This is a genomic window from Acetobacter conturbans, from assembly GCF_011516755.1.
Classification (GTDB): Bacteria; Pseudomonadota; Alphaproteobacteria; order Acetobacterales; family Acetobacteraceae; genus Acetobacter; species Acetobacter conturbans.
On sequence record NZ_WOSY01000019.1, the window covers coordinates 1 to 25,784 of the forward strand.

The 25,784-nt window shown below is 59.1% G+C and carries 26 protein-coding genes, 1 pseudogene and 1 riboswitch; of the genes and pseudogenes, 11 read left to right on the plus strand and 16 right to left on the minus strand.

Annotated elements, in window-relative coordinates:
• Positions 1 to 106: 106 nt before the first annotated feature.
• Genes parA through GOB81_RS14390 form a run of 3 tightly spaced genes read right to left on the minus strand, consistent with a single transcriptional unit; the run spans position 107 to position 2,081 of the window.
• Positions 107 to 745: a ParA family partition ATPase gene (gene parA / locus GOB81_RS14380; protein ID WP_003618761.1), complete on the minus strand. Its 639-nt coding sequence runs from the start codon at positions 743 to 745 to the stop codon at positions 107 to 109.
• The gene (locus GOB81_RS14385; protein ID WP_048858929.1) at positions 742 to 1,797 is read right to left on the minus strand and encodes a replication initiator protein A; all 1,056 of its coding nucleotides are present in this window, start codon (positions 1,795 to 1,797) and stop codon (positions 742 to 744) included. The genes parA and GOB81_RS14385 overlap by 4 nt, the downstream gene beginning before the upstream one ends.
• Positions 1,797 to 2,081 carry a helix-turn-helix transcriptional regulator gene (locus tag GOB81_RS14390; protein WP_003618758.1) on the minus strand — a complete coding sequence of 95 codons (285 nt, stop codon included), beginning with the start codon at positions 2,079 to 2,081 and terminating at the stop codon, positions 1,797 to 1,799. Before GOB81_RS14390 ends, GOB81_RS14385 begins: the two co-directional genes overlap by 1 nt.
• Positions 2,082 to 2,743: 662 nt before the next feature.
• Here GOB81_RS14390 and GOB81_RS14395 point away from each other — a divergent pair.
• The gene (locus GOB81_RS14395) at positions 2,744 to 4,198 is read left to right on the plus strand and encodes a SulP family inorganic anion transporter (protein ID WP_003618757.1); all 1,455 of its coding nucleotides are present in this window, start codon (positions 2,744 to 2,746) and stop codon (positions 4,196 to 4,198) included.
• A gap of 363 nt (positions 4,199 to 4,561) precedes the next feature.
• Here GOB81_RS14395 and GOB81_RS17985 read toward each other — a convergent pair whose 3' ends face one another.
• The 7 genes and pseudogenes from GOB81_RS17985 to GOB81_RS14425 all read right to left on the minus strand — a co-directional run bounded on the left by GOB81_RS17985 (position 4,562) and on the right by GOB81_RS14425 (position 8,042).
• Positions 4,562 to 5,221 carry a DUF2285 domain-containing protein gene (locus GOB81_RS17985; RefSeq protein WP_261766023.1) on the minus strand — a complete coding sequence of 220 codons (660 nt, stop codon included), beginning with the start codon at positions 5,219 to 5,221 and terminating at the stop codon, positions 4,562 to 4,564.
• Positions 5,187 to 5,327 (minus strand): annotated as a pseudogene (locus GOB81_RS17990) (transcriptional regulator domain-containing protein); the annotation flags it as partial. The pseudogene GOB81_RS17990 and the gene GOB81_RS17985, both read right to left, overlap by 35 nt.
• A gap of 132 nt (positions 5,328 to 5,459) precedes the next feature.
• A complete protein-coding gene (locus GOB81_RS14405; protein WP_010669065.1) occupies positions 5,460 to 5,738 on the minus strand; it encodes a DNA -binding domain-containing protein in 279 nt (92 codons plus the stop codon).
• A gap of 11 nt (positions 5,739 to 5,749) precedes the next feature.
• Complete coding sequence (locus GOB81_RS14410; protein ID WP_026200050.1) at positions 5,750 to 6,034, minus strand: helix-turn-helix domain-containing protein; 285 nt, start codon at positions 6,032 to 6,034, stop codon at positions 5,750 to 5,752.
• A 157-nt stretch (positions 6,035 to 6,191) separates the two neighbouring features.
• Positions 6,192 to 6,344: a hypothetical protein gene (locus tag GOB81_RS14415; protein ID WP_170213666.1), complete on the minus strand. Its 153-nt coding sequence runs from the start codon at positions 6,342 to 6,344 to the stop codon at positions 6,192 to 6,194.
• A gap of 339 nt (positions 6,345 to 6,683) precedes the next feature.
• Entirely contained in the window at positions 6,684 to 7,010 is a 327-nt protein-coding gene (locus GOB81_RS14420; RefSeq protein ID WP_034931914.1) for a DUF736 domain-containing protein, read from the minus strand.
• 591 nt (positions 7,011 to 7,601) lie between these two features.
• Positions 7,602 to 8,042 (minus strand): hypothetical protein, encoded by a 441-nt coding sequence (locus GOB81_RS14425; RefSeq protein ID WP_003618753.1) that lies wholly within the window; start codon positions 8,040 to 8,042, stop codon positions 7,602 to 7,604.
• A 163-nt stretch (positions 8,043 to 8,205) separates the two neighbouring features.
• Between GOB81_RS14425 and GOB81_RS14430 the strand changes: the two genes are divergently transcribed.
• Positions 8,206 to 8,415 (plus strand): hypothetical protein, encoded by a 210-nt coding sequence (locus GOB81_RS14430; protein WP_003618751.1) that lies wholly within the window; start codon positions 8,206 to 8,208, stop codon positions 8,413 to 8,415.
• 9 nt (positions 8,416 to 8,424) lie between these two features.
• Here GOB81_RS14430 and GOB81_RS14435 read toward each other — a convergent pair whose 3' ends face one another.
• From GOB81_RS14435 to GOB81_RS14455, 5 genes are all read right to left on the minus strand, one after another.
• The gene (locus GOB81_RS14435; protein WP_048858928.1) at positions 8,425 to 9,351 is read right to left on the minus strand and encodes a DUF2493 domain-containing protein; all 927 of its coding nucleotides are present in this window, start codon (positions 9,349 to 9,351) and stop codon (positions 8,425 to 8,427) included.
• A 323-nt stretch (positions 9,352 to 9,674) separates the two neighbouring features.
• Positions 9,675 to 10,721, minus strand: coding sequence for a DUF7146 domain-containing protein (locus GOB81_RS14440; RefSeq protein WP_003618742.1), 1,047 nt, complete (start codon positions 10,719 to 10,721; stop codon positions 9,675 to 9,677).
• The gene (locus GOB81_RS14445) at positions 10,708 to 11,148 is read right to left on the minus strand and encodes a hypothetical protein (RefSeq protein WP_003618738.1); all 441 of its coding nucleotides are present in this window, start codon (positions 11,146 to 11,148) and stop codon (positions 10,708 to 10,710) included. The genes GOB81_RS14440 and GOB81_RS14445 overlap by 14 nt, the downstream gene beginning before the upstream one ends.
• Positions 11,149 to 11,230: 82 nt before the next feature.
• The gene (locus GOB81_RS14450; RefSeq protein ID WP_146892212.1) at positions 11,231 to 12,433 is read right to left on the minus strand and encodes a DUF932 domain-containing protein; all 1,203 of its coding nucleotides are present in this window, start codon (positions 12,431 to 12,433) and stop codon (positions 11,231 to 11,233) included.
• Positions 12,434 to 12,785: 352 nt separating this feature from the next.
• A complete protein-coding gene (locus tag GOB81_RS14455) occupies positions 12,786 to 13,184 on the minus strand; it encodes a MerR family transcriptional regulator (protein ID WP_003618791.1) in 399 nt (132 codons plus the stop codon).
• A gap of 73 nt (positions 13,185 to 13,257) precedes the next feature.
• Here GOB81_RS14455 and GOB81_RS14460 point away from each other — a divergent pair, with 73 nt between their 5' ends.
• The 4 genes from GOB81_RS14460 to GOB81_RS14475 are packed head-to-tail and all read left to right on the plus strand — an operon-like array spanning position 13,258 to position 19,508.
• Positions 13,258 to 13,908 (plus strand): cation transporter, encoded by a 651-nt coding sequence (locus GOB81_RS14460; protein WP_010516881.1) that lies wholly within the window; start codon positions 13,258 to 13,260, stop codon positions 13,906 to 13,908.
• Complete coding sequence (locus GOB81_RS14465) at positions 13,901 to 15,343, plus strand: TolC family protein (RefSeq protein ID WP_019088956.1); 1,443 nt, start codon at positions 13,901 to 13,903, stop codon at positions 15,341 to 15,343. The genes GOB81_RS14460 and GOB81_RS14465 overlap by 8 nt, the downstream gene beginning before the upstream one ends.
• Positions 15,340 to 16,374 (plus strand): efflux RND transporter periplasmic adaptor subunit, encoded by a 1,035-nt coding sequence (locus tag GOB81_RS14470; protein ID WP_173571120.1) that lies wholly within the window; start codon positions 15,340 to 15,342, stop codon positions 16,372 to 16,374. Before GOB81_RS14465 ends, GOB81_RS14470 begins: the two co-directional genes overlap by 4 nt.
• Positions 16,374 to 19,508 (plus strand): efflux RND transporter permease subunit, encoded by a 3,135-nt coding sequence (locus GOB81_RS14475; RefSeq protein ID WP_062247650.1) that lies wholly within the window; start codon positions 16,374 to 16,376, stop codon positions 19,506 to 19,508. The genes GOB81_RS14470 and GOB81_RS14475 overlap by 1 nt, the downstream gene beginning before the upstream one ends.
• A 26-nt stretch (positions 19,509 to 19,534) precedes the next feature.
• Here the strand turns inward: GOB81_RS14475 and GOB81_RS14480 are convergent, their stop codons facing one another.
• A complete protein-coding gene (locus GOB81_RS14480; RefSeq protein ID WP_062247652.1) occupies positions 19,535 to 19,732 on the minus strand; it encodes a hypothetical protein in 198 nt (65 codons plus the stop codon).
• Positions 19,733 to 20,033: 301 nt separating this feature from the next.
• Positions 20,034 to 20,111: riboswitch (Fluoride riboswitch) on the plus strand.
• A gap of 35 nt (positions 20,112 to 20,146) precedes the next feature.
• Here GOB81_RS14480 and GOB81_RS14485 point away from each other — a divergent pair.
• The 5 genes from GOB81_RS14485 to GOB81_RS14505 all read left to right on the plus strand — a co-directional run bounded on the left by GOB81_RS14485 (position 20,147) and on the right by GOB81_RS14505 (position 25,783).
• Positions 20,147 to 21,541: a voltage-gated chloride channel family protein gene (locus GOB81_RS14485; protein ID WP_173571121.1), complete on the plus strand. Its 1,395-nt coding sequence runs from the start codon at positions 20,147 to 20,149 to the stop codon at positions 21,539 to 21,541.
• Between the two features lie 3 nt (positions 21,542 to 21,544).
• Positions 21,545 to 21,937, plus strand: a complete 393-nt coding sequence (locus GOB81_RS14490) for a hypothetical protein (protein ID WP_173571122.1) — start codon at positions 21,545 to 21,547, stop codon at positions 21,935 to 21,937.
• Positions 21,938 to 21,984: 47 nt separating this feature from the next.
• Positions 21,985 to 22,794 carry a universal stress protein gene (locus GOB81_RS14495; protein WP_338421373.1) on the plus strand — a complete coding sequence of 270 codons (810 nt, stop codon included), beginning with the start codon at positions 21,985 to 21,987 and terminating at the stop codon, positions 22,792 to 22,794.
• Between the two features lie 25 nt (positions 22,795 to 22,819).
• Positions 22,820 to 23,236 (plus strand): fluoride efflux transporter CrcB, encoded by a 417-nt coding sequence (gene crcB / locus GOB81_RS14500; RefSeq protein ID WP_062248285.1) that lies wholly within the window; start codon positions 22,820 to 22,822, stop codon positions 23,234 to 23,236.
• Positions 23,237 to 23,335: 99 nt separating this feature from the next.
• On the plus strand, positions 23,336 to 25,783 hold the full coding sequence (locus tag GOB81_RS14505) for a heavy metal translocating P-type ATPase (protein ID WP_062248284.1): 2,448 nt from the start codon (positions 23,336 to 23,338) through the stop codon (positions 25,781 to 25,783).
• Position 25,784: the final 1 nt, after the last annotated feature.

Here is a 25,784-nt window from a genome sequence, read left to right on the forward strand (position 1 = left end):
CGCCGGTCCCAGGCGAGCGACGTATCGCCATAGGGCGGGTCGACCAGGATCATGTCGTAGGGGCCGTGCCAGGGCATCAGGAGCGCGCTGTCGCCGGTCAGGAGGGTCATGGCACCAGCCCCCCGATCTCGGCCGTCAGGGCGGCGATTTCGCGGGCGGCAATCCCGTGCGGGCGCAGGTCGCAGACCAGGCGGCCGGTGCGCGCGGCGTCGGCGAAAGCAACCCGCTGGCCGATCCGCGCCGCTAGAGCGGCAGGCTCATGCCCCATCAGCGCCAGCCGGGTTTCGCGGGCGATGACCGTGCGCGCGGCGCAGCGGTTGAGCACGAAGCGGGCCAGCAGGCCGGGACGGAAGAAGCGCGCGTCCTCCAGCAGCCGCAGCATCTCGGCCGAAGCCCATCCGTCGAACGGCGAAGGCTGCGCGGGAATCAGCACCAGGTCGGCAGCCAGCAGAGCGGAGCGCAATAATGCCGCCACCCGAGGCGGACCGTCGATGACGACGTGATCCACCCCCTGAGCTAGTTGGGGCGCCTCGTGGTGGAGTGTGTCGCGTGCCAGCCCGATCACGCCGAACAGCCGGGGCAGTCCTTCCCGCGCGCGCTGCGCCGACCAGTCCAGCGCCGAACCCTGCGGATCGGCGTCGATGACCGTCACGCGCTGGCCTTCCCGAGCCCATTGGCCGGCGAGATGCAGCGCCAGCGTCGTCTTGCCGACGCCGCCCTTCTGGTTGAGGAAAGCCACGATCATGGCCCCTCTCCGGGGGTTTTCCACGGATCGGCAGGGGGGCCAACATCCTTAAAGTTAGACTCTTTTAAGTTAGAATCTAAGTTAAGGGCGTCGTAACCAATTGATTCAATGTCATGATTCGGCGTTTTCCGCAAACGATAGCACGGATGCCGTGGCAGTGATGGCACGGATAAATCCACAACTGATAGCACGGATGAACTCACAGCTTGTCCACAGACGCCTGTGGATAATTTGACAGGTGCAAAGGCCAGCGTGTCATTGCCGTTGCGGTCGGGACGCACCGACAGCCGATAGCCGGCAAAGGGCTGCCGCTTCGCCATGTCGCGCAGTTCGAAGGCAAAGCGCCGATAGGGGGAAAGACTGGCGGATTTTTCGTAGAGATGGCGCAGGCCGAAGGCCCAGCCCGCACGCTGGCGACCGCCATGCTTGCGCACGATGCGATAGAGCCAGCGCTCCAGACCGCCGGTGAGGCCAAAATAGGCCGGGTCGATGGTCAGCACGAGCGCGTCATCGAGAACCGCCTGGTAGAACCAGTCGGGCAGGATCAGTTCGATCACGCGGGTGCGCCCTTCCCGCGCGGTATGCCGTTTCCATTCGTTGATCCAGGAAAAGCGGTGCAGTTGCCCCTTGCCGGTCTGCCGCAGCGACGTCTTGATCGTGGTGGATTGCAGCCGGTCGAAGGCCGCTTCCAGCCGCTCATAGTCCCGCGCGCTGTCGCCCCGACCGATGAAGGTCAGGATCTCGCGCGGGCTGGCCACCATCAGCCGCGACGTGCGCCGACCGGCGTCACGCGCGGCAACGAGATGGCTGGCGGCCCAGATCAGCACGTCAGCATCCCAGATCGTGGCCATGCCATGTTCGGCAGACGCCTCGACCCGGATGGTGACGTCCGGGGTCCGGTAATCGATCGGGACCATGCGGGGGGATTTGGCGAGGCTGAAGAACGGAAACGCCATCAGATCCTGTGCGTCACGAGGAGCGAAATCTCCCGCGATAGCGTGGAAGAGTTCCAGTTGCTCGCGCTCGGAGCGCGCCCTGCCGGGCGGAGGCATCAGCGACGGCTCCCGCGTGATGTCGGCGGAATCAGCGGACTTTGCCGCGCGGCCGCCGGCACGACGCCGGCAGTGGTGTCCGAGGTATGGGCGCGGGCACCACTCTCGACCCAGGCCTGCAACTCATCCACCCGATAGACCACGCGGCCACCGAGCTTCGAGTAGCGCGGTCCGGTGCCGTAGATCCGGTGTTTCTCCAGTGTGCGAATAGATAGTCCGACGAAGCGCGAGGCGTCGGGCGTGCGCAGATAGCGCGGCGGCAGATCGCTGTAATTGGCGGACATGAGGTGGCTCCGTGGTCGCTGGCTGGGGCCGCGGGACAGATGCGGCCAGCAGGGATCAGCGTGGCGGAGCGAGGTCTTCCGGGACTAGGACCGATCTCATCGGGGGGCGAGATCGGTCCTTGACTGGCGGGAGATGGCGACGCGGCCGCCTCGAACCGGGCGACCGAACCAACTGGATTTCGGCTTTCGCCCTCGTCCCAATCATACAAAGTTCTGCTGAAGGTTTCGGTAAGCGGACATCATGCTGCGATGACACGAGCCAGTCTGCCAGTTTCTGAACCATAACCCATGCCATATGGTCTGCTCTCAGCAAATTGCGAACTTAGCCCATGCCGGGCCCCATGACCCAGTAGCCAAGGACATGGGGCCTGGACCGCTTACTGCATCGTGTCGCCGTCCGGTTCAGCCAACAGAGAAAGAAAGCCGGGTTCAACAGTGGGGCAGCGGTCTACAGTCCATACGTTCTGGGACGTTGGGATGTCGGTCCTCACAAGACGATCACGCCATTGCAGCAGTCAACGTTGTGTTGGCTGGTCTGTCTTCTCGGGTTGCATCGACCTCACGACCTGACTACCCTGCAAGCACCATTGCCGCGTCGGGCCACAATACGACGAAACCTTATTGAGCGTGCTTACTACCTAGAGAGGTTTCGAAAAAACGCCATGAACTTTGCGACTTATCGGTCGCAGTGGGCTTATAACCCGCTGCGCGAAGTGCTGGCCGGAATGGTCGGCACCTTCGCCCTCATTCCCGAGGTCATTGCTTTCTCCTACGTTGCCGGCGTCTCTCCCGCCGTCTCCCTTTTCGCGTCATTTGTCATTAGCGTCGCCATTTCCATCACCGGTGGCCGCCCGGGAATGATCTCAGGGGCGGCGGGTTCCGTGGCCCTCGTAGCCGCGGCCCTCGTGCATAGCTACGGGCTTCAATACCTTCTCGTCGCGACATTACTGGCTGGCGGACTACAGATCATTTTCGGTGCGCTTGGCTTTCAGGTCATTATGCGCTTCGTATCGGCTGAGGTCCGCACCGGCTTTGTGAATGCTCTCGCGATCCTGATCTTTTCGGCACAGTTACCACAAATGCTTCATGTGACGTGGCACACGTATGCACTGATTGCCCTTGGGCTTGCCATCATCTATCTCATGCCACGGATATCAACCCTGATACCGTCGCCCCTGATCTGTATCGTAGTTCTGACAGGCATCACGATGTGGTATCCAATGCCGGTGCACACTGTCTCTGATCTGGGCACGCTGCCGACAGGCCTTCCTGCTTTTACGATCCCCCACGTACCATTCAATCTGGCCACACTGAAAATTGTGTTTCCCTATGCCCTTGCGATGGCATCTGTGGGCCTCCTTGAATCTCTAATGACAGCAGGTGTCGTGGATGATGAGACCGACACGCACGGTGATCCCAGAATGGAATGCGTAGGTCTTGGTGTCTCGAATGTGTTTGTAGGACTGTTCGGCGGCATCGCCGGGTGCGGTATGGTAGGGCAGACAGTCGGCAATCTTCGGTACGGCGGCCAAGGACGTCTGTCGACCTTTACTGCCGGCGCTTTCCTGCTGTTTCTGATGGTCATGCTGCATACTTATGTCGCCCGCATTCCAATGGCTGCCCTTGTCGCCATTATGTGCATGGTCTCAATCAGCACATTCTCGTGGTCATCCCTGCGTGATCTTGCGCGTTTTCCAAAGCTCTCAAGCCTCGTCATGGTCGTAACCGTTGCCGTGACTGTCGCATCCTCGGATCTGGCTCTAGGTGTGCTCGTCGGTGTTCTGCTCAGTGGTGTGTTCTTTGCCTGGTCTATGACGCATTTGATGCACGTCAAAAAGATCAGAGAAGAGGGTACGGATATCTACGAGGTTGAGGGACAGGTTTTCTTTGCTTCGTCTGACCTTCTTCACGATCAGATCGACTTCAGGACCAATGCGCGCCGGGTCGTCATCAGGCTGAACAACGCCCATTTCTGGGACGTGACCTCGGTGGCTATGATTGAGAAGATCGTATCCAAACTCAAGGCTCGCGACATTGAAGTTGAAATCGAGGGCTTGCATGCGCTCCGGCATGGCATCGTCATGCGGTTGACCAGTGAAAAGCTCCTGACCACCTGATAAACTTCGAATAAATGTCCGGAAAAATTCGCCGTCAGGCCAATTTTTCCGGGCAGGTTTTCCATATCTGGGTTGCGGTATTCGATTACAAAATAACTGCCCCTGCAGAAACATTCCCGATGCAAACATGCGATGGCTCGTGTCAACGTTATCTTTTGACGTATAATGTTCAGGAATGGACTATTTTCTCCTTATGTATCTGAAGCCTCACTTCTTCTTTTCAACGAACCGTCACGCGTCTCCAATAGCGGACCATTTTCGGTTTTCCTCGACACAAAGCACCGGAGCGGCCAGCAGTGAGGCCATGGATACTATCAGCCTCCTTGTTCTGTTCTTCCGGCCCTACAAGACATTCATCATCCACTATCGTCCCCGAAACGGGTGCAGTAGCAGGCGCCGATATCCTCCGTCAGTCAGTCCCCGCGCAAAACGCACCAGCCGTTTCATGCGGAAATGCAGATCATGGGAGAGCCAGTCCCCTGCGGAAACCTCCCGACCGAACAGGACGCCGGCGATCTCGCGCTGCGACACCCCGTCGTCCAGGCCATCGAGCGTCCGGAGCGCCAGGATCAGCCTGCGGATGCGATCGGATGACAGGCAGGCCGGATCACGACCGGGACGCCGATCCATCAGCACGCGCCAGAGCCGCAGGGCGGCCTGGACACGCACCTCGAACAGCGCGTCGAGCGGCAGGAGCACGCCGAGCTGAGCCCCGTCAGGCGGCAAGACGTACAGCCGCAGGATCATCTCCCCCTGCTCGACCAGCACTTCTCCCGCCATATCAGGCGGCAGTTCTGCCCGAGCGAGGGAGACCGGATGATACGCCGCGTCAGCCAGTGCTGTCGGCAGGCGGACAACCGCAATCACGGCCGGCGATACCGCAACAGTCCAGCGGGCGGTACGCGGATTGAGGGCCGTGCGGACACTCTCGAAATCGCAACCCCCAGCGCCGGGCGAAGGCTTCGGCGTCTGACGTGGACAGCGCGGCCCGGAGCGCGGCGCGCTGAAGGGCGGCACGATCACGGATAAAGTCCCGATTGCGACTGACAAACTGCAAGGCAAAGGCAGGAGCGTCGAGCGACCGCAGGCCCTCGTACGCGCCCGCCGACCGCCAGTTGGCGCGGCTCATGGCGTCGTCTCCGATGCGTAACGGGTGGGAACAGGGCAAGTACTTGCTCGCGAGAGTATGCCAGACCGTCCCGTTGCCCGCTACGCCCCGCACCTGCAACAGGTCTTGCAGGTCACGCAACGATTCAGGGTGTCAGTGGGGCGCGCCGCCGCGCAGCAGATGCTGGTAGCCATGCTCGGTCATCCAGTGCGCCCGCGCCAGATGACTGTGCCAGCAGCGGTGGACGCCCTCGGGGTCAACCACCGGGTCGCGGTGGAGCACGATGCGGGCGACCTCGCGCCAGTCGGCGCCGTCGGCCTCGGCATCCAGCAGGCGGAGATAGGTAATCAGATGCTGTTCGTCGTAGCCGGTGAGACAGGACGCTTCCGGAGCGCTGTCGGCGACAGACGGGTCGAGCGGGGGCTTCTGCATGATGGAGTCGATCAGGTCGGAGAACGAACGCGACGCACCCTAGCCTGCCGCGTTTCGATGCCGGAAGTCTCGTTAAGAAACATGACGCCACGCCCTTGTCCGGACTCGATGAACAGGATGCCCGCCGCTTCCAGCGCGCGGCGAACCTGGTCGGTCGTGCCCTCATGAACGCCGAGACCGCGTTCGGATTCAAGGCGCTTGAGCGCGGTCAGTGCTACGAGGGCTTTTTCAGCGAGCATCTCCTGTGTCCAGTTCAGGAGTGCCCGTGCCGCCCTTACCTGTCGGCCAGTGATCATCCATGATCACATCCGACACGCGGGGCATGCACACCAGTAATACGACTATAATAGTCGTGTTAGAGAGATTCAACAACGTTCTTTCAGGAGGATGGCAAAGTGGAATCGGCGCCTGGATATCCGATGGCACGGGCGACCATACGAAAAGCCCCCCGCTCTATGCGGGGGGGGTCTCGTCGTATCGGTCCGCCGCGAATTGCGCGCATGCCAGCTTCAGTTCTCGTTCGATCCGTCGGCGCTCCCCGTGGCTCAGGTAAAAGCTGGTCAGTTCGGCGCGCAGCATCTGGATATGGTCGTGTAGCGTGGTCATCGTCCTGCTCCTTTCGTTTCTCGAAGACAGGACTCCGCCTCATGCACGCGGGAGCCGGGTCAGGGATCGCCGCAGGCGACCGCGCCAGCGGCGCCCGGGGGAGCCGATTTTGTCCGGTGTGCCCGTAGGGTGCGCCGGGCAAAATTGGGGGGACCGCGCGTCCTTGAGGCGGTTCACGCCGGGCATGGTATAATGGGAAGACTGAGGGAAGCCCTGTTCCCCTTTCTTGCCCGCACCCCGGCAGATCGAGAGGAGCGCGACTGCTGCGCACGCCCGCTGGTTTCCAACCGGTCATGCGAAGGCCCCGCCCGGACCGGCCGGGCGGGGATCGCGGGCACTTCAGTCGCCGTTGCGGCGACCATTGGGGCGGGACCAGATCAGGCTGTAACCCTCGCCGTCCTCGTCATCGAAGAGATTGGCGAAGATCGGGGCGTTGAAGCTCGGATCGTCGAGCTTGAGGCTCAGATAGTCGCGCCCCTCGTTGGAGCGCCGGGACCAGGCCGCCCCGATCTCCACCCTGCCTACGAAGACGCGGTGGCTGGGGGCGTTGTCGTTCGCGCGCGTGGTCTCGGGAGCGATACGGACGTTGGGGGTCTGGAGCGAGAGGGTGACGATCTCGCCGTTATACCCGTTGCCGACTTTCTTGAAGGTGCCGATGGTGGCCATGATACTCTCCGTGATCTCTGTTATCGAGCCCGCACCATTGCGGCCTCGATGGCGATCGGACAGACGGAGGCGAGCGGCGGCGCATCCCTTGGGGCCGAAGCGCAGCGGAGGACGGCGGGACAGAATTTTCTTGGTGCGCGAGGAATGACGGCGCAGCCGGCAGGGGAAGAAAATTATGGCCCGTTGTTGCGCCATAGCCGATCGAGGCGTAGCCGGCCTTCGGCTAGATCAGCCATCTTGAGAGGCAGCATGCGTGCGCGGCCCGACAGAGCACACATCACGGAGACTATGGCGACCGGCACAGCGCACGAGATCCGGCGGCAACCAGAATGACGGCGTCATCCTCCCTCCATACCAGCCCACCGAACCGGCCCGTTCCGGGACTGCGCCTCACCGGACATGCCCGGCTTCCCCGTTGCGATCGGCCTGCGGGAAATCAGAGCGCCAGTTCGTTTGCTTCAACAGGCGGACCGTATCTGGAACAGCGCGTCGCATCCGCGCTTCGCTGCCCATCGCTCCCCGCCTCTCGATGACGTGGAAAGACAGGCAGGTACCTGATCCATGCCTGCCCGCCGGCTGCCGCGCAGGCGGTCAGACCCGCGCGACGCTCCCGTTGGCCGGTTCGGGCGGGGCCATGCCGGTAAAGCGGACGAACGCGGTGATGCCGACCGCAATGGCGCCGATGACCGAAAAGAAGAGCTGCCAGACGACGGACGGCATCATCATCTCGGCGAGACCGTGCGTGGCGCTATAACCGGCAATGATGGCGGGCACGGTATAGAGCAGGACGATCAGCCCTCTCAGCCAGATCCACGGCGCGCAGGCGAGTGCGATCTGACCGGCGACGAAAGTCGCTATCCCCGCCACGACGCCGACGATCAGGGCGCCAATCACTCCGGCACCGGTATGAAACGCCCAGAGCCCGGCATACAACCCGCCAGCAAACGGCAAGGCGAAGACCGCGAGCGTGAACATGAGCCAGCAGAAAAATCCGATGCCGGCGACGATCAGGAACGGTGCGAAGATCACCATGGTGGCGGCTCCCGTAAAGATGACATGATCTGACGGTCACGCCTGCCACCACCACCACGGCGCAATCCGCATCATAGAGAAAACGATGTATCGACGGAACGAGAATCGTACTGACGTCCGCCAAGCGGACGTGCATCGTGGGGCTGCTCAGGGAGACAACGTCATGGCGGACATCACGGGACGCGAACTGCATCTGGTCAAAAAGGCGCTCGCCATTGCAGTGCTGGCCATTGAACAGCAACCAGGGCCGTTTCAGTCCTATTCGGACATGCAGGACATGAAGGGCCTGCTCGACCTTCTGGCGCCCGGCGATACCGAGCTGGCCTTCTATGCCCGTTCCGCGCGGATCGCCGTCACGGGTAATCCGGACTGAAGACGGCGCTCACGCGCCGCCTCCGAACCGCAGGACCGGGATACCGAGGCGCTTCGCCTTGTCGGCCAAATTCTCCTGGATACCGGTTCCGGGAAAGACGATGACGCCAATCGGCAAGGTATCGAGCATGGCGTCGTTGCGGCGGAAGGGCGCGGCCTTGGCATGCTTCGTCCAGTCCGGCTTGAAAGCGATCTGCACGATCTCGCGGTGATCAGCCCAGCGAGACGCGACGAACTCCGCGCCCCTGGGCGAACCACCATGCAGCAGCACCATGTCGGGATGCTTGGCACGGACCTTGTCCAGCCGGTCCCAGATCAGGATATGGTCGTCGAAGTCCAGCCCCCCGGTCACGACGACCTTGGGGCCGGGCGGGACCAGCAATTCGCTCTCGGCGCGGCGTCGGGCGTTGAGAAAGTCACGGCTGTCGATCATAGAGGCCGTCATGGTCCGCCGCGATACCAGCGAGCCGGTCTTCGGCCGCCACGCGCTCAGGGTCAGCCGCTCGAACTGCTCCTGCGCCTCGTCGCGGAAGATCTCGTAGGCGTTGCGGCGTTCGATCAGTGTCAGCCCTTCGGCGATCAGTCGCTCCAGTTCCACCGAGCGGATCTCGCTGCCATCCTGATCCTGCTGGCTGCGTTTCTGCGCCTGCTCGTTGCGGTCAAGCTCACGCTCGACCTGGCCGACCATGCGGTGGAAGATGTTCACGGTGGACCAGAGCAGCGCTTCGAGGTCCGGTTCCAGCCGTGTGTCAGTCAGCGTCGCGGCGACGGCGTCGAAGATGTCGGCCACAGCACCCCCGATGCGCGGAGCTTCGGGCAGCGGCCTTGGATCAGGCTCGTCCTCGAAGGGACGGTAGCCATACATCTGAAGTTCAGCCAGCACATGGGCGGTGGATGAAGCGGCGTGCGGCGGTTCAAAATCATCGGTGCGGGTCATGATGCGGTCCTCCCAGGTCTCCGGCCGCGCCCTTCGCGGCCTTTCCGGGGGCGGATAGCGGCAGACCAGGGACGGGCCGGAACCGCGCGCTCGCGCGCGGCCGCAGCACAGCGAAGGATGGCAGGGGGCCGGCTATTTTGCTTCGCGATGTAAAGCGCCCCCAAAGGGGCGCGACGGAAAATAGCTGGCTCACGCCATTGAAGGCCCGGCCCGGCTGACGCCCGCTCCCCACTTGAAAGGCCGGGGCGCGAACCTGCCGAACGGGAGGCACGACAGGACCGCCGATAGAAGACGGAAACCGCCCGCCCCTCTTTCCGGCCCGCTCATGTGCCGGCAGTCTCCAGAAACCGTGCCACGTCCGGTGGCGCAAGTTGCGGATGCAGGATCGCCCGCAGTGCGCCGCGTCCGAGCGCCCGGAGATCATCGTTGAAATCGCCCAGCCGTGGCGACAGCCCGATCACCTCGATCCCGGCGTCATCCGCGCGGGCGTGCAGCGTCGCCAGCGCCTGATCCCCGGCCGGATCATCGTCGCGCAGCACGTAGAGCCGGCGCAGCAGCGGCGGAAAGATCAGGGCGGCGAGATGCGCCGAGGACAGGCATGCGGCCAATGGCAGATCGGGCAGAACCTGCCGCAGCGACAGCACCGTCTCGATGCCTTCCCCGGCGGCGAGCACATCGGATGCCACCCCAAAGCGCACGGCATGGCCGAGCAGCCCGCCCAGGGCGCGACGCGGATGATCGACCGGCGCCTTGCCGCGCCCTTCCGCCGCCAGCCAGGTGCGATGCACACCGGTCAGAGTGCCGTCGAGATCGGTGACGGCGGCGATCATGGCGGGCCAGGTCTCGGTCGGACTGTCCTCGTCCGGGCGGTAAAAGCAGCGCGGATGGAAGCGCAGGGCGCCGGCTCCGTGCAAAAGCGTAATATCGCGTCTACGGAGATACGCTTCTACGGATGTACCCACGATCGGCCCGGACATGGCCCAGAGCCGATGTGCGGCTTCAGAAGAACTGGCAGAGCCACGCTCACGGGCCGGACGGTCCTGTGACGACGGTACCGGATCGGGACGCGGCAGGCTGAGAAAGGCGCGCGCCTCGTCGGCCACGTCGCGGAAATCCACCAGGCCGAGGCTTTCGCGGATCACGTCCAGCAGGTCGCCATGTTCAGCGGACTGCGCGTCCGTCCATTTTCCCGCCCTGCCGTTGGCGGTGTTGTGCAGCCGGACAAACAGCGACCGGCCGGGCGTGTTGCGTACGTCACCGACCAGCCAGTAATTGCCGTGACGACGACCAGCGGACAGATACCGACGGCACACCGCCTCTGCGTTCTCCGCCAGACGGCGGGCCAGATCGCCCGCGTCATGCAAGGTCATCGCCCTGCCCTCCTGTGTCGGGATTGCCTCCGTCCAGGGCGATCGCCAGCCAGCGATCGGTGGTCATCCATGAAATCGTCTTGCGCCTGCCAAGGTCAAGCAGATGCGCGCCTCCGCTGAAGGCGCCGATCCGGGGACGTGAACAGCTATTGGCCCACTGGAACCCCCATCGCCCCCGCAGCCGGAATGCCCGCGCACAGCGTAGCACGAAATCCACCACCTGATGCGGATCGCCGGTTGTCTCATCGTGCATCCAGAGTTTCGTGCCACCATATTCCGGCACGATCGACAGGACAAAACCGTCAGAGGGCGGGTCTTCCGCCGCCAGTTCGTCGATGAATTCATTGTAGAGGTCGAGCGCCTTTGCGGCATTGTCCACTGTGCCCACATCGAGAACGCAGGAAAAATGCGTGAAGAAATCAGCCATCGGAAAACTCCCGAAACGAAAAAGCCCGGCGCGGTGGCCGGGCTCGTAAAAACGTATTGGCGGAAAAGCGTGCAGTCGGCTTTCAGGAAGCCCGTTCCATCAGCCTGCGGGCCTTCTCTTCCAGATCCAGCCGCGTATCCTGATTGGCCCTGGTGCGGGCCAGTGCGGTAATCCCCTGCACGAAATCGAACACGCTCTCGGGCTTGCGCCCTTCCTCATGCAGCACGGTTTCGATGATCTTCGCCGTCTCTGGCTTCGAGAACCCGCGACGACGCAGGAAACTTTCGCGGTCCTCATCGGTTCTGGCCACCAGCGCCTTGCGCGAAGCCTGAATGCCGGAGACGAACGAGGCCGGGCTGGCCGTGGCGAAATTCCGTAGCGCTGGTGTCGCCTGATGCACGAAACGGGATGCTGCAAACTTGCTATGCCGGATCGTGATCTGTTCGAAATTTTCCACGCCCCAGAGCATGCGGTTTTGACACACTCCGCGCAGGTAAAAGGAGGCGATGCCGAGGCTCTTGCTGCCGACTTCGGAATTCCAGGCGTAGAAACCCCGGAAATAGAGATCGGGATCACCGTTGGGCAGACGTCCCGCCTCGATCGGATGCGTATCATCCACGAGGAATAAAAAAACGTCCCTGTCTGACGCGTAGAGTGTCGTGGTTTCCTTCGTGATGTCCACGTACGGATTATGGGTCATGGTCGCCCAGTCGATCACACCCGGCACCTTCCAGTTGGTATCACCTGTGCCATCGCCGGCGATCTTGCGCACCGCCCCAACCAGCTCATGGTCCCAGATGCGGCCGTAATCCGGCCCCGTGACGGCGCGCAGTTCCACACGCCCGTCCTCGGTTTCCAGCGTCTTGACCAGTTCGGCCCGGTGCGACAGCAACCCGTGCTGCAGGTTGATTGCCGCCAGCGGAGCCGGAAGATTGCGCAGGTACGACGAGGGGGCACCAACCAGGCTGCACATCTGGCCAAAGGACCAGTGTGTGGGAGCAATCGGGTCATTCTGCCCCGGCACGGTCAGGGTCAGGCGCTCGGCATTGTCGCGGCTCGCCTCCACTCGGATGGCGCGGCTTTCTACCGTGCGGGCCGTGGCGCGCTCGGCACGGCCAAGAGTGGCCGCGTGCAAATCAGATAGGGACAGATACCGCTCGTCATCGGGGCGCGAGAACCATTCGGACGAGACGCGGGCACTACGCTCCCCGCGCGAAGGATCGATCCGGAAGCCGCCGGACGCCGCACCACGGAACGCAGGGGGCAGGATGGTGGTTGTGGTCATGGAAAACTCTCCTCTGATACCGGTTATTCGGCACCAGAGGCGAAACCACCCTCTTCCTCCTATGACTACTTCCCGCGCGGGACCCCATCCGACCACGGAGACACCCTGCCCCTCGTTCCGCAACACGGCGAGGCCGCAGCCTCGCCGAAATCACGACGGCAACGGGGGGGAAGCCGAATGTCTGCTTCAGAACTGGCCTGATCATAAACTGCCACCATGGGAGCACGTATAGTCCTTGAATTTTCCATGAGGATTTTTCAGATTCTGACACGTGAGGATGAGGCCGTATAACTATTTCGGGTAATCTTCCGTCAAATGCAGAATCGACTGGCTGCGAAAAAAGTCAGGAGAACTAATTATCAAACGGAGAAAGTGCTTCAATAATTCGGCATTCTGAAATATTACCTCCTCCGCATGATTCTATCATCGTAGAAAGTTCATGGCGCAATGCGATGAGATCCGCAATTTTGCGCTCAATTTCTGCCATATGGTCACGAGCAATTCTATCAACTGTCTTACAATCCTGGGTTCCCTGATCCGTTAGGGATAATAGAGCTCTTACCTGGTCTAATGAAAAACCCAGATCCCGAGATCGACGAATAAAAGACAGTCTCGCGAGTGCCTCATCATCATAAGTGCGATAATTGCCATCGGTCCGCTGTGGCGGAGCCAGAAGACCGATCCGTTCGTAATAGCGGATCGTCTCGACTTTGGTATTCGTCGCCTTCCCCAAGGCACCAATCGATCGCATTCCCTGCCTCTTGACCCTGTAGTTGCTACAGGGAGCATACATTAAAACAGATGATTCGTCAGGGAGGCGCTGGATGGCAGGAGGATGCTGTGGTGGATGCACAGATACGCCGCTACCAATCAATAAATCATGGCGGAGAGCGCTCCTGATCGCGCTTTTTCTCAATGCCAGCATGTTTGCCGTTGAAGCTGGGGCTGGCGTGTCGGTTGGATCTGCATCCGTACAGGCGGACGCGATTGATTTCCTTGGCGACAGCGCCAACTACGCAATAAGCCTCAGTGTTGCCGGAATGGCATTGCGATGGCGAGCTGGCGCGGCCTTTCTGAAAGGCCTGACCCTGTTCATGGCTGGGCTATGGGTAATGGCCAATGCTGGGTGGATAGTAATGAACAGCAACCATCCGCCTCACCCAGACGCAATGGGCGGCATTGGTCTGCTTGCCCTCGCGGTCAATCTGGCCTGTGCCCTCATATTATGGACACACCGGAAAGGTGATGCCAACCGCCGTTCTGTATGGATCTGCTCTCGTAATGATGCGATCGGAAATGTTGCCGTTGTGCTGGCAGCTCTGGGCGTGTTTGGCACTCGTTCTGCGTGGCCGGATATTGCGGTAGCTGCCATCCTTGCGATGCTTGGTATTAGTGGAGGTGTGCAGATTATGCGACAATCGAGAGTAGAACTAACAGATAACAAATCAGATATATCACGACATATCAATGTATAAATCATATAATACTCTAGAATATATTAAGCAGGTAAGGAGACGCACACGCTATAATGCGGCATTCATTCTCCTGATTTTTCCCCTGCTCTGTGGCTGTACAAATAGTGATCACTCAAATATTTCGCCGGAATCAGATGTCCAGAAATTTTCCAGCCGTCAATTTACGGATGCCGGATTGCAAGAATTCATTACAAAAGTTCTCGGACCAAACGTATCGAGTCAGGAAAACGCATGGGGCATCACTCGCCTGACGCTTGCTACCTTGTATTTTCATCCCGATATCCTTGTAGCTAAAGCTGAACTGGAAACGGCTCGCGCTGGAATCAAGACAGCCGGTCAACTGCCCAATCCCAGTTTCACGGTGCTGGGTGGCCCATCGGCTCATTACGTCGGCTACGGCGCGTCAATACTGATCGAATTTTTCGGCAGGCGTTATCACCGTATCAAAGAAGCCAGATATCGGGCTGCCGTCGCGCAATGGGAAGTCATCAATACTGCATGGAAACTACGCAGCGACACGCGGTCTGCTCTTCTCGGCGTCTGGGCTGTATCCGGGCGCCTCAAGCTTGTGGAAGAGACTGCGGCAGCTAAACGCGAACTCTTTACCCTGGAACAGGCACGTTTTGATCAGGGGCGAGCATCCGCTCTCGAAATATCGCAGGTACGGACGGAAATGATCCATGCCGAGTTGTCTGTCAGTGATCTGCGGCGCGAGTATGCCGTCCGTAAGGCAGCTCTGGCAGGAGCAATCGGGGTTCCTGCCGAAGCACTTGATTCCATTGCTCTTGATACAAAAGCATTTGATGTCTGTCCCGACCTCATGGAATACCGCGATTCACAGGACATGAGATACCAAGCCGTAATGCAACGCGCGGATCTGCGGGAACTTCTTGCGTCTTATGACGCCGCCCGACAGGCTCTACGGGTCGAAGTTTCCCGACGCTATCCCGATGTCACCATCAGTCCCGCCTATAACTGGGATATTTCAAATCGCTTTGAGGTAAATCCCTCTCTGCAAATTCCGATTTTCAATCAGAACGAAGGCCCCATAGCTGAAGCTGTTGGGCAGGAGCATGAGGCGGCGGCTCGTCTCCGGCGTGCAGAGAACACGGTGTTTAAGTCCATCTCGCAGGCTACGGCCAATTACCGCGGCACGACATCAATTCTGCTACAGGCGGATGAACTTGCCAAAACCGTACGGGTAAGGCTGAACCAGATGCAGCACCGCCTTCAGTCAGGCGCAATCGACCGACCAACGATGGTTATGACTCATATAGAGCAGATTCAAGCAGAGACCGCTCTTCTTGAAGCAGAAATTCAGCAACGGCAAGCCATAGGTCAGATCGAAGATGGCATGCAGCAGCCCATTTTTGATCACACCAGTGCCGCGCAGGTTTCCGGCCTGCTTGAAAATAACCAAAGGAACTCACCATGAAAGCGAGGGCCTTCTGGCTGCCTCTTGTAGGTCTTTCTGTCTTCCTAGTTCTAAACGTGGCGAACATTGCTATTGCAGATGATGATGATCCACCAGTTTCGGTTCTTGGCGCAGAGGCGACCGTGACGGTCTCCCCGGAAGCAGTTACGAAGAGTGGCATCGCTTCTGCACGACCCAGCATCGTGCCTTGGAGAAAGTTGGTTCCCGCCTATGGTTACGTTCTGAACGCAACACAACTTATCACTCTTGTTAGTGATTATGCTGACATGAAAGCGCGGCTGGAGAGCATGCAGGCACAGCAGACGCTTGCCCGTGCGAAACTCGATCGTGACAAAGGACTGTATCGCGACCGGCAGAATATCTCTCAGGAACAATTCCAGGAGACAACAGCCAGATTTCAGTCCAACTCAGCTATGGTAAAAGCAGAACAGGTCCGGGTGAATAACGCACTTAATATTATCAGACAGCAATTTGGTTCGGTCATATCTGACGCTACCGAAAAAAATACAATTTTCATTACACAGTTACTTCAACAACAAGTGGTCTTGGTCAAGGTGACCCTTCCACCAGATACGGATCTACCAACCCCACCAAGTCAGGCGGATGTGACCGATTATGGAAACACGGGTGGACACGGGACAATGCTCCACTATTTGTCTCCTGTAACCATGACCGATCCTGCTATTCAGGGGCGTAGCTTTTTCTATTTTGCGTCGGCTGAAAGTCAGCTTGTCGCGGGCATGAATGTTTCCGTTCTCCTGCCTACCGAAGAGGAACGTCCCGGTATCCGGATACCTGCATCAGCTATTATCTGGCTGCAAGGTAAGTCGTGGATATACCGTGATAACGGACACGGAAAATTTACACGCCTACCCCTTACGACCGACGTGCCGGACCGAGAAGGTGGCTACCTGATCCAAGATACTCCAGGACAAATCACACACGAAACGCAAATCGTCGTAGAGGGTACGCAATTACTTCTGTCTGAAGAATTCCGAGCTCAGCTTGAATCAGGAGACGATGACGACTGATGACGGGACGTTCTTTCAGCCTTCAGGCAGCTATTATCGGGTTTTCGATCCGCTTCCGGGGCGTGGTTATCGCAACCGCATGTCTGTTGTTCTTCTATGGCCTGTATGGCTTGAGACATGCCAGCTATGATGTGTTTCCGGAATTCATTCCGCCACGGGTCACGATCCAGACCGAAGCCGCTGGTTTTACGCCGGAACAGGTCGAAACATTGGTTAGTCGCCCAATGGAAATTGCCCTGACCGGCCTCCCGGGTATTCAGCGCGTGCAATCGACTTCGATTCAGGGACTGTCAGTCGTCAACGTCCTGTTTGCGACATCGACCGATATTTATCGCGCCCGGCAACTGGTCGGGGAACAAATGAATGTTGTTGCACAGCAATTGCCAGCCGGTGTTCATGCTCCGACTATGACGCCACTGACCTCATCCGCCGGTCTGGTACTGGTGATTGGTCTGACGTCGGAACAACAGTCCCTCATGCAGTTGCGCACGCTTACTGACTGGTCATTAAGGCCGCGTCTGCTGGCGTTGCCTGGTGTGGCTGGAGTCAGTGTGTTTGGCGGGGAGCGTCGGTCACTCCAGATACAGGTACATCCAGACCAACTCATCTTGCATCATATCGGACTTGATGACGTCCTTGCGGCTGCCCAGGAAGCAACTGGCATACAGGGGGCCGGCTTTATTGATACCCCGAACCAAAGAGTCGTTCTTCAGTCTGACGGTCAGGCCCTGACGCCAGAAAGTCTGGCCCGCACTGTGATTGTCCGCTCTGATAATGGTGCTGTCACACTGGGCAGTATTGCCACTGTAACTGAAGCCCCTATTCCCGCCTTCGGCGCGGCCAGTATCGAGGGAAAGACAGGCATTGTGGTTAATATATGGGAACAGTACGGTGCCAATACGATGGCTGTGACCCGGGAAATCGAGGCGGCACTTACCGATTTCCGCCCGCAATTGCAGGGACAGGGGATTACATTGCATGCTGACCTGTTCCGACCCGCCAATTTCATTACGACCGCATTGGGGAATGCCACACGAGCATTGCTTCTGGGCGGTTTTCTGGTGGTTGCCGTAATCTTTCTTTTCCTTTTTGACCTGCGAACCGCTGCAATCTGTTGCGCCACCATACCTTTGGCTATTCTGATAGCCCTGTCGTTGCTGGAGACACTCGGGGTTACTTTGAATGCCATGACCCTGGGGGGGCTTGCTATCGCCATCGGCGAGGTCGTGGATGACGCCGTGATCGGGGTCGAAAATGTTACACGCCGATTGCGTGAAAACCGGCTTCTGGTCCAGCCCGCATCTACAGCGCGCGTCGTACTCGATGCATGCGTTGAAGTCCGCAGTGCAGTGGTTTACGCGACCTTTGCTGTCATTATCGTTTTCTTGCCTGTCATCGCCCTTCCCGGACTTTCGGGACGACTGTTTGCTCCACTGGCAACAGCTTATGTTCTTGCGGTCATGGCTTCTCTTGCCGCTGCTGTAACCGTTGTACCTGCACTCTGCGCATGGCTCTTGGCGACGCCTGGAGAAACCCGGAGAGAGCCCCCCCTGGCAGGATGGACCGCCAGAGCTTATGAACGTCTTCTGGCCAGATTAATGCGCCATCCCCGATTTGTTATAGGCGGGATGATCCTGACCACCTTGATAGGGTTTGCGGCCCTTCCATTCCTTGAAAGCGATTTCATTCCTGATTTCAAGGAAGGTCACCTTATCATTCATATGACGGCTGCTCCGGGGACTTCCCTGGAACAGTCTCTGAAATTAGGTAGACAGGTTACAGAAAAACTTCGTCAGCTTCCCGAAATCCGTTCGGTTGCTCAGAGAGTCGGACGCGCCTCGCTGGATGAGGACACGTATGGACCACATACCAGCGAGTTTGAGGTTGATTTGAATCAGGTGGATGGGAAGGCTTCCCGACAGATTGATGCTCGCGTTCGCAAAGCGCTTGACGGGTTCGTTGGGGCCAGTTTTTCTGTCAGTAGTTTTTTGACGATGCGCGTAAACGAAACCCTTTCTGGTTCGTCTTCGGCTGTGGCAATCAATATTATTGGCGATGATCTGGATGTATTGGATATCCAGGCAAATAATATTGTCCGCATGTTGCATCAGATACATGGCGCAACAGATGTCCGGATAGAAGCACCCCCTGGTGTTCCGGAACTTGCTATTCGGCTACGCCCTGCTGATCTGGAGCGCTGGGGGCTTCGGTCGGCGGATGTACTCCGATCCATCCATACAGCCTGGCAGGGTGAAACCGTGGGGCAGATATACGAGCGTTCTGCGGCTTTTAATGTTATGGTTCGTCTTGATGACGCAAGTCGTAATGATGTTGCGTCTGTCGGCTTCCTGCCACTGCATACTGTTCACGGAAACTACGTACCACTCCGCGCTGTCGCAGACATATATGAGACGAACGGTCGCTATCAGGTGTCACATCTGGGAGCACAGAGAACACAGACTGTCACCGCAAATGTTACAGGACGATCAGCTCAATCTTTCGTTCAGGACGCACGCACGACTATAGCAAAAAATATCAAACTGCCTCTTGGAACCTACGTTCAGTTTACATCCGCAGCGGAAGCTGAATCACAATCACGCAAGGAACTGTTTATAAATTCCGGGCTCGCTGCCATAGCGGTCATGATTCTGCTCTCAATAATCACACAAGGATGGCGCAATCTCGCTCTGATACTCGTCAATCTTCCCTTCGCATTTGTCGGCGGCATTCTGGCAATCATTGTTTCCGGCACAACGCTAACTCTTGGGGCAACAGTCGGCTTCGTTACTCTATTCGGGATTACGCTTCGGAATTCGGTGATGATGATTTCGCATTTTGAGACTTTGGTCGAGCGGGAACATCTCACATGGGGAGTAACAACAGCGCTCCGGGGGGCCAGAGACCGCGTCGTCCCCGTACTCATGACATCGCTCGTTACGGCGCTTGGACTGGCGCCTCTGGCTGTTGATATGAATGCGCCTGGGCGGGAAATCGAAGGACCTATGGCAGCTGTCATTCTTGGAGGGCTCATGACATCAATGATACTTAACCTGTTTGTTTTGCCTATTCTTGCTGTCAAATTTGGTAGTTTTTCTGAAAACGAAACGGGAGTTCCGGAAACCTTGTTCAAGTGACAGGTATGGGCCACTGCTGCACAGAACTACTTGAAGATTATGTCCGATATGCCAATAGAACCCAGAATGAAAACTGCTTCCGTATCACGCTCGGCCACCATTCGGTCTGGCTCGACCTTCTGGTTGGGTTCGGAATTGCCTTCATGAATCTTGACGCTGTCCATAAAATCTGGATTGCCGCCCGCACCGAACATCATCGTGTCAAGGCCGAAAACCGAAAGCATCGTTGCCCGATCCAAATGATTTATACTCCCTGCCCAGTGGCTTCGGGCGTGTCTTGCTACGGCCAACCTAAGCGCCTGTATTCTTGCTGGTTATTTCCCATAACGATCACCCCACTCTCGGCTCCAAGTGATAGCGGGGGACTGCGCGGACTATGTCCGTTATGCGAAAGGCGAGCCAACCCACTTTTATGTCCGACATGAAGGCGGAAGCGCAATGTCTGAACCTATTCGTCAGGCTATCAAAGTTTCTTTTCCCCTTACAGATTTATCATTGACATGAGGCAACGGATAAATCGTAGTGTGACGTAACGGCAATGGACTCTGCCTGACTTCGTAAAGAAGTCGAACCGCCCCAAGGGCTGATGACTCCTACCTCGCCATAATGGCACGTGAGGGAGGAGTGTGTTCAGGGTCATGGGTCGTCTTCCGCTGTTTCAGAATTCCATCGTAGTAAATATTCTCGCCGTTCTGCGCTGGAGCGGGCTTTTGCTGCCTATGGCAGCCTGCGTCGGCACGTTATGCGCCGTCTTCCTCTGGGCGCTCGATCATGTCACCGACTATCGCTTCGCCCATCCCGGCCTGCTGTGGTTCCTGCCGGTGGCAGGCGTTGTCGTTGGGCTGGCGTATCACTGGTTCGGGCGTTCCGCCGAAGGGGGTAACAATCTGATCGTCGATCAGATCCATGAACCGGGTGGCGGTGTGCCACTGCGTATGGCTCCTCTTGTTCTGATCGCCACCGTCGTCAGCCATCTGTTCGGGGCCTCAGTCGGCCGGGAAGGAACAGCGGTCCAGATCGGTGGCAGTATCGCATCCGGGTTCGCCCGCCTGTTCCGTCTGGACGACAACGGGGTCCGCATCATCCTGATGGCCGGGATCGCGGCAGGATTTGGCGCGGTCTTTGGAACACCCGTCGCGGGTGCCGTCTTCGCCATGGAAGTGCTGAGTATCGGTTGTATTGACTACCGTGCTCTTGTTCCGGTCGCGGCAGCCTCAATCCTCGCGGATATGGTGTGTCATTCCTGGGGTATTCATCACGTCCCTTACAGGATCGGGTTTGCCGGCTATCCTGATCTTTCCGGCCAGATCTTTCATACGGATCCGGTGCTTCTGCTGAAGGTCGGTGTGGCATCCGTCTGCTTCGGCCTGACCAGCCTGCTGTTTGCAGAGTCCGTTCACCGCCTCAGCCCGGTTTTCCGCACGCTTTGCCCCATTGCCTGGCTGCGTCCCGCCATTGGCGGCGTACTGACCATCGCGCTCGTCTTCATCGCCGGATCACGGGACTATCTCGGTCTTGGTGTGGTGGCGGCCACGCCTGATGGTGCCTCAATCCTCAATTTCTTCCATCCGGGTGATTATACGTGGAGTTGGCTGTGGAAGCTTGTCTTCACGGTTGCCGCCCTGTCGACCGGCTTCAAGGGCGGGGAAGTCACGCCCCTTTTCTTCATTGGCGCCGGTCTGGGACATACGCTGTCCACCTTTCTCGGCGTGCCGACCGATCTTCTCGCGGCAGTCGGGTTTGTGGCTGTTTTTGCGGGGGCGGCCAATACCCCTCTGGCCTGTACCTTCATGGGGGTCGAGCTGTTTGGCGCTACGGACGTCATCTACATCGCGACGGGCTGCTTCATTGCCTATCTCTGCTCCGGTCATTCCGGGATTTACCTGTCCCAGCGCATCGGTGTTCCAAAAGCCGCACATCCTCACATTACGGCGGGCATGGCGCTCCGGCAGGCCCGTGGCTTCATCGGGCGGCGGGTCCGGAAAACCGGCACCCAGACCTCTTCTGACCCAGCAACACAAACCGGAAAATAAGCCATGCACGAGACGCCCACCCTACTGACAGAACCTGCCGGTATTCTCCGGATTTTCATGACGTCCGCATCACGGGCGCAAAGCCGACAACAGAAACCTTTTACCCGCCTGTTCCAGCGCCGTCCTCTCTATCGTGACATCGTCCATGCGGTCCGTGCAGCAGGCTTCACCTGCTCGAATGCCCACTTTGCACATTACGGCTTCTGGAGAAGTGGGGAAATCCAGCAGACACTGGGGGAAATCCCCAATACGCTTCTGTCGGTCTATGTCGATATTCTGGGCGACCATGAGCAGCTTCAGGCATTCTGCCTCTCCCACGAGGCACTGCTGAGAGGTACGTCGCTTTATTTCAAGCCCGCTGAATCCTGGCGTTTCGGTATGCAGCCGACGCCCTGACAGAGAGTGCGCCATCATCATTTCAGGAGCACAGACCATGCGTATTCTTGCCATTCTCGACCGTATCGAAACCGCGACCTTATACTCTTGAGACAGCATGTGAACTGGCCGCCCGTCTCGGTCATCCGCTGATCAGGGTTCTCCATCCTGAACTTCAGGACAATCCCGATTATCAGATGCCTGATGAAGGAATGCCCAGCCCCGAAGAAGAAAAACGTTTTGCTCAGAAAGTCTCCGCAACAGCGGACGCCCTGCGCGACATCTTCCAGAAATGGAAAGCCGGACTCACCGGCGAGCACGCGGCCGAATGGATAGAAATCGCAGGGGATGTCCGCAAAACCGTCGCGCGTGAGGCTATGAACGCCGATATTACGGTTCTCAGCCGCCCGCGCTCGTCAGATCCCGAGGAGGTCACGCAGGCGTTCAGCGGAGCATTATATGATGCGGGCACCACGGTGGTCGTGGCTCCGCTGCAGCATCATGGGACCGTTGGGAGGCATCCGGTGATTGCCTGGCATCCTTCATCAGCCCTTGACCGGGCCATGGCCGCTGCTCAGCCCTTTCTGGACCGGACCTCCCATGTCAGCATTGTAATCGGCGAGGATCGTGAAAACGAGGTAGCGGAACCGCCCATCGCGGAAGAACTCCGGAAAAAAGGTGTGACTGTCAGCATTGATCGCTTTGTCATTGCCTCATCTGATGTGGGAGAAGAAATCCGACAGCACGCCCTGAAGGCTGGAGGCGATCTTCTGGTCATGGGGGCCTATAGCCGCCCGCATTTTATCGAATGGCTGTTTGGCGGACCGACACAGGATATCCTCTCACACGCCACGCTTCCGATCCTGACCCATCATTGACCGCAGATCGCAGGAAAGAAGCGCTATGCTGCCCAACATACTGCCGACCCTCCTGATTGCATCTGGAGACGCCACAGGGACGTTGCTTCGCTACTGGGTGGGTCTCGCCACCGCCCGCTGGAGCCATAGCCTTCCCTGGGGCACAATCCTGATCAACTTCACCGGTTCGTTCGCCATAGCCCTGTTTGCAGCAATGACGGCGGCAGGAGGACGGGTGCATATTTCTGACACGACGCGCCTTGTATTCATGGTCGGGGTCTGCGGTGGTTACACCACTTTTTCCTCTTTCAGCCTCCAGACCTTTGACCTGCTCCAGAACGGTCATCTCGGCAGGGCCTGTCTGAATGTCGGGATTTCACTCGTGCTCGGCATGATCGCGGTTTTCTTCGGGTTCATGCTTGCCCAGATTTTGAATCACGTTCATCCCGGAATCAGATCGTAAAATGACGCCGTCGCAACTTCCGGCGGTTCGCTGACGCTTCCGAAATTCTCAACTCTCACGGTCAGGACGAAAACGATGCCGACGAGCCCGTCAGTCCCCATGAAAACACGCGATCCTGTATGCGGCATGATGGTTGATCCGGCTACTAGCCGGTTCAAGCGCGAGCATAATGGGCACAGCTATTCATTCTGCAGCGCACATTGCGAGAAGAAATTTGAAGCCAATCCGGCAGCCTTCATCAAGACTGATAGCGCACCTCCCATGGTGTGGACGTGTCCCATGCACCCCGAGATCAGGGAGGCACATCCCGGCACATGCCCCAAATGCGGCATGACGCTGGAACCTGCGAAGGAAGCGCAGGAAAAGGCGGCGCCCATGCAGGGCATGAACTGCCATCATGAGCCCCAACAGCCTTCCTCCGCCGAACAGGACAAGCTGGGGATGATCTGGACCTGCCCGATGCATCCGCAGATCCGGCAGGATCATCCGGGGAACTGTCCGCTCTGTGGCATGGCGCTGGAGCCGGAGGAACCGACGGGAGCAGAGACGGAAAACCCCGAACTGCATGATTTCAGACGTCGTCTGATCGTCTCCGTGCTTTTTGCGGTTCCTCTGATGCTCATTGCCATGAGTGGCGATGTCGGCCTGCATCTGGTTCCGGGACCATGGTCTCCCTGGGTTCAGCTTGCGCTGACCACTCCGATTGTCTGCTGGGCAGGACTGCCTTTCTTCCAGCGTGGGCTCGCCTCATTGCGGACCGGTCACTTCAACATGTTCACGCTCATCATGTTCGGCGTCGGCGCCGCGTTTGGCTACAGTCTGGCCGCGACGCTCGCATCAGGGGTGTTCCCAACCAGCTTCAGGATGCCCGACGGAGCCCTGCCGGTCTATTATGAGGCGGCGGGCGTGGTCGTTGCGCTGGTTCTGCTGGGACAGGTTCTGGAACTCCGTGCACGTGCCGCCACTGGTGATGCCATCCGCGCCCTGCTGGATCTCACACCAAAACAGGCTCACCGTATCGGAGAGAACGGGCAGCCGACAGACATAGCCGTGGACGCTGTCGTGGTCGGAGACCGACTGCGGGTGCTGCCGGGAGAGTCGATCCCTGTCGACGGCAGGGTTCTCGATGGCACATCCAGCGTTGACGAAGCCATGATTACCGGGGAGCCAGCACCCGTTGCCAAAAAGATCGGCAGCACGGTGACTGGCGGTACGATCAACGGCAATGGCAGCCTCGAAATCGAAGCGCAGGCCGTCGGCAGCGATACCATGCTGGCGCGGATCGTGAAGATGGTTGCCACCGCCCAGCGCAGCCGCGCACCCATTCAGGCCGTGGCCGACCGGGTGGCCGGATGGTTCGTCCCGCTGGTGCTGGCTATTTCCGTGCTGACTTTCATCGTATGGTACGCCGTTGGACCGGCTCCGCGCTTTGGGCATGCTCTTCTGAATGCCATCTCGGTGCTGATCATTGCCTGTCCCTGCGCGCTTGGGCTGGCCACGCCCATGTCAATCATGGTCGGTACAGGGCGGGGCGCACGCGAGGGCGTTCTGGTCCGCAATGCCGAAGCGCTTCAGGCGCTCGACAGGGTGGATACGCTGGTTGTGGACAAGACCGGCACGCTGACGGAAGGACACCCCAAGCTCATCGCCGTGGAGGCAGCCAATGGCTGGCCGGAAAACGATGTGCTGTGTTATGCCGCCTCTGTGGAGACACACTCCCAGCATCCTCTGGCACAGGCTATCGTTCAGGGCCTGAAAGACCGCCATGGGGAGCCCGGCGTTCTTACCCATTTCGAGTCGCAGCCGGGACTGGGCGTGAGCGGCAGCGTTGAGGGCCATGTCGTCGTCGTGGGCAATGCCGAGTGTCTGAAGCAGGCTGGCGCTGATGCGTCCCCTGTTGAAGCTAGCGCGACGGCGCATCGTGAAGCCGGAGCCGGGGTGATGTTTGTGGCGGTAGACGGCAGGCTCGCCGGGCTGATCGCCGTGGCGGACCCTCTCCGCGCGGATACGCGGGCCTCTCTTGCGGCGCTCCACGCCGATGGTCTGCGGATCATCATGCTCACGGGTGACAGCGATGCGACGGCGAAGGCTGTGGCGGCGCAGGCGGGAAATATCGCGGAAGTCCATGCCGGTCTGAAGCCACAGGACAAAGCCGATATCGTCAAACACCTGACGGCGCAGGGCGCACATGTCGCGATGACGGGCGATGGCGTGAATGATGCTCCAGCTCTTGCGGCCGCATCCGTCGGGATCGCAATGGGAACCGGCACTGACGTAGCGATCGAAAGCGCCGGGATCACTCTGGCGCATGGCAGCCTGGAAGCACTGGTCCGGGCCAGACGGCTTGCCCATGCGACCATGCGCAACATCCGGCAGAACCTGGCTTTCTCTTTCCTGTTCAACGGGATCGGCATTCCGATCGCCGCCGGTGTGCTCTATCCGATCTGCGGGCTTCTTCTCTCACCGGTTATCGGCGGCGCGGCCATGGCTCTGTCGTCCGTGACGGTTGTCACTAACGCGCTTCGGCTTGGTCGGGGGAAAGACTGAA

What these genes read in the sequence shown, in the direction of transcription:
- GOB81_RS14410 (WP_026200050.1), bottom strand. Translation starts at nt 6,034, where the DNA reads ATGATCACTGGCCGACAGGTAAGGGCGGCACGGGCACTCCTGAACTGG.
- GOB81_RS14505 (WP_062248284.1), top strand. Translation starts at nt 23,336, where the DNA reads ATGAAAACACGCGATCCTGTATGCGGCATGATGGTTGATCCGGCTACT.
- GOB81_RS14460 (WP_010516881.1), top strand. Translation starts at nt 13,258, where the DNA reads ATGGCAGGAGGATGCTGTGGTGGATGCACAGATACGCCGCTACCAATC.
- GOB81_RS14470 (WP_173571120.1), top strand. Translation starts at nt 15,340, where the DNA reads ATGAAAGCGAGGGCCTTCTGGCTGCCTCTTGTAGGTCTTTCTGTCTTC.
- crcB (WP_062248285.1), top strand. Translation starts at nt 22,820, where the DNA reads ATGCTGCCCAACATACTGCCGACCCTCCTGATTGCATCTGGAGACGCC.
- GOB81_RS14390 (WP_003618758.1), bottom strand. Translation starts at nt 2,081, where the DNA reads ATGTCCGCCAATTACAGCGATCTGCCGCCGCGCTATCTGCGCACGCCC.
- GOB81_RS14420 (WP_034931914.1), bottom strand. Translation starts at nt 7,010, where the DNA reads ATGGCCACCATCGGCACCTTCAAGAAAGTCGGCAACGGGTATAACGGC.
- parA (WP_003618761.1), bottom strand. Translation starts at nt 745, where the DNA reads ATGATCGTGGCTTTCCTCAACCAGAAGGGCGGCGTCGGCAAGACGACG.
- GOB81_RS14435 (WP_048858928.1), bottom strand. Translation starts at nt 9,351, where the DNA reads ATGACCCGCACCGATGATTTTGAACCGCCGCACGCCGCTTCATCCACC.
- GOB81_RS14480 (WP_062247652.1), bottom strand. Translation starts at nt 19,732, where the DNA reads ATGCTTTCGGTTTTCGGCCTTGACACGATGATGTTCGGTGCGGGCGGC.
- GOB81_RS14465 (WP_019088956.1), top strand. Translation starts at nt 13,901, where the DNA reads ATGTATAAATCATATAATACTCTAGAATATATTAAGCAGGTAAGGAGA.
- GOB81_RS14455 (WP_003618791.1), bottom strand. Translation starts at nt 13,184, where the DNA reads ATGCGATCGATTGGTGCCTTGGGGAAGGCGACGAATACCAAAGTCGAG.
- GOB81_RS14385 (WP_048858929.1), bottom strand. Translation starts at nt 1,797, where the DNA reads ATGCCTCCGCCCGGCAGGGCGCGCTCCGAGCGCGAGCAACTGGAACTC.
- GOB81_RS14430 (WP_003618751.1), top strand. Translation starts at nt 8,206, where the DNA reads ATGGCGGACATCACGGGACGCGAACTGCATCTGGTCAAAAAGGCGCTC.
- GOB81_RS14405 (WP_010669065.1), bottom strand. Translation starts at nt 5,738, where the DNA reads ATGCAGAAGCCCCCGCTCGACCCGTCTGTCGCCGACAGCGCTCCGGAA.
- GOB81_RS14450 (WP_146892212.1), bottom strand. Translation starts at nt 12,433, where the DNA reads ATGACCACAACCACCATCCTGCCCCCTGCGTTCCGTGGTGCGGCGTCC.
- GOB81_RS14475 (WP_062247650.1), top strand. Translation starts at nt 16,374, where the DNA reads ATGACGGGACGTTCTTTCAGCCTTCAGGCAGCTATTATCGGGTTTTCG.
- GOB81_RS14395 (WP_003618757.1), top strand. Translation starts at nt 2,744, where the DNA reads ATGAACTTTGCGACTTATCGGTCGCAGTGGGCTTATAACCCGCTGCGC.
- GOB81_RS14440 (WP_003618742.1), bottom strand. Translation starts at nt 10,721, where the DNA reads ATGACCTTGCATGACGCGGGCGATCTGGCCCGCCGTCTGGCGGAGAAC.
- GOB81_RS14485 (WP_173571121.1), top strand. Translation starts at nt 20,147, where the DNA reads ATGGGTCGTCTTCCGCTGTTTCAGAATTCCATCGTAGTAAATATTCTC.
- GOB81_RS14425 (WP_003618753.1), bottom strand. Translation starts at nt 8,042, where the DNA reads ATGGTGATCTTCGCACCGTTCCTGATCGTCGCCGGCATCGGATTTTTC.
- GOB81_RS14415 (WP_170213666.1), bottom strand. Translation starts at nt 6,344, where the DNA reads ATGACCACGCTACACGACCATATCCAGATGCTGCGCGCCGAACTGACC.
- GOB81_RS14445 (WP_003618738.1), bottom strand. Translation starts at nt 11,148, where the DNA reads ATGGCTGATTTCTTCACGCATTTTTCCTGCGTTCTCGATGTGGGCACA.
- GOB81_RS14490 (WP_173571122.1), top strand. Translation starts at nt 21,545, where the DNA reads ATGCACGAGACGCCCACCCTACTGACAGAACCTGCCGGTATTCTCCGG.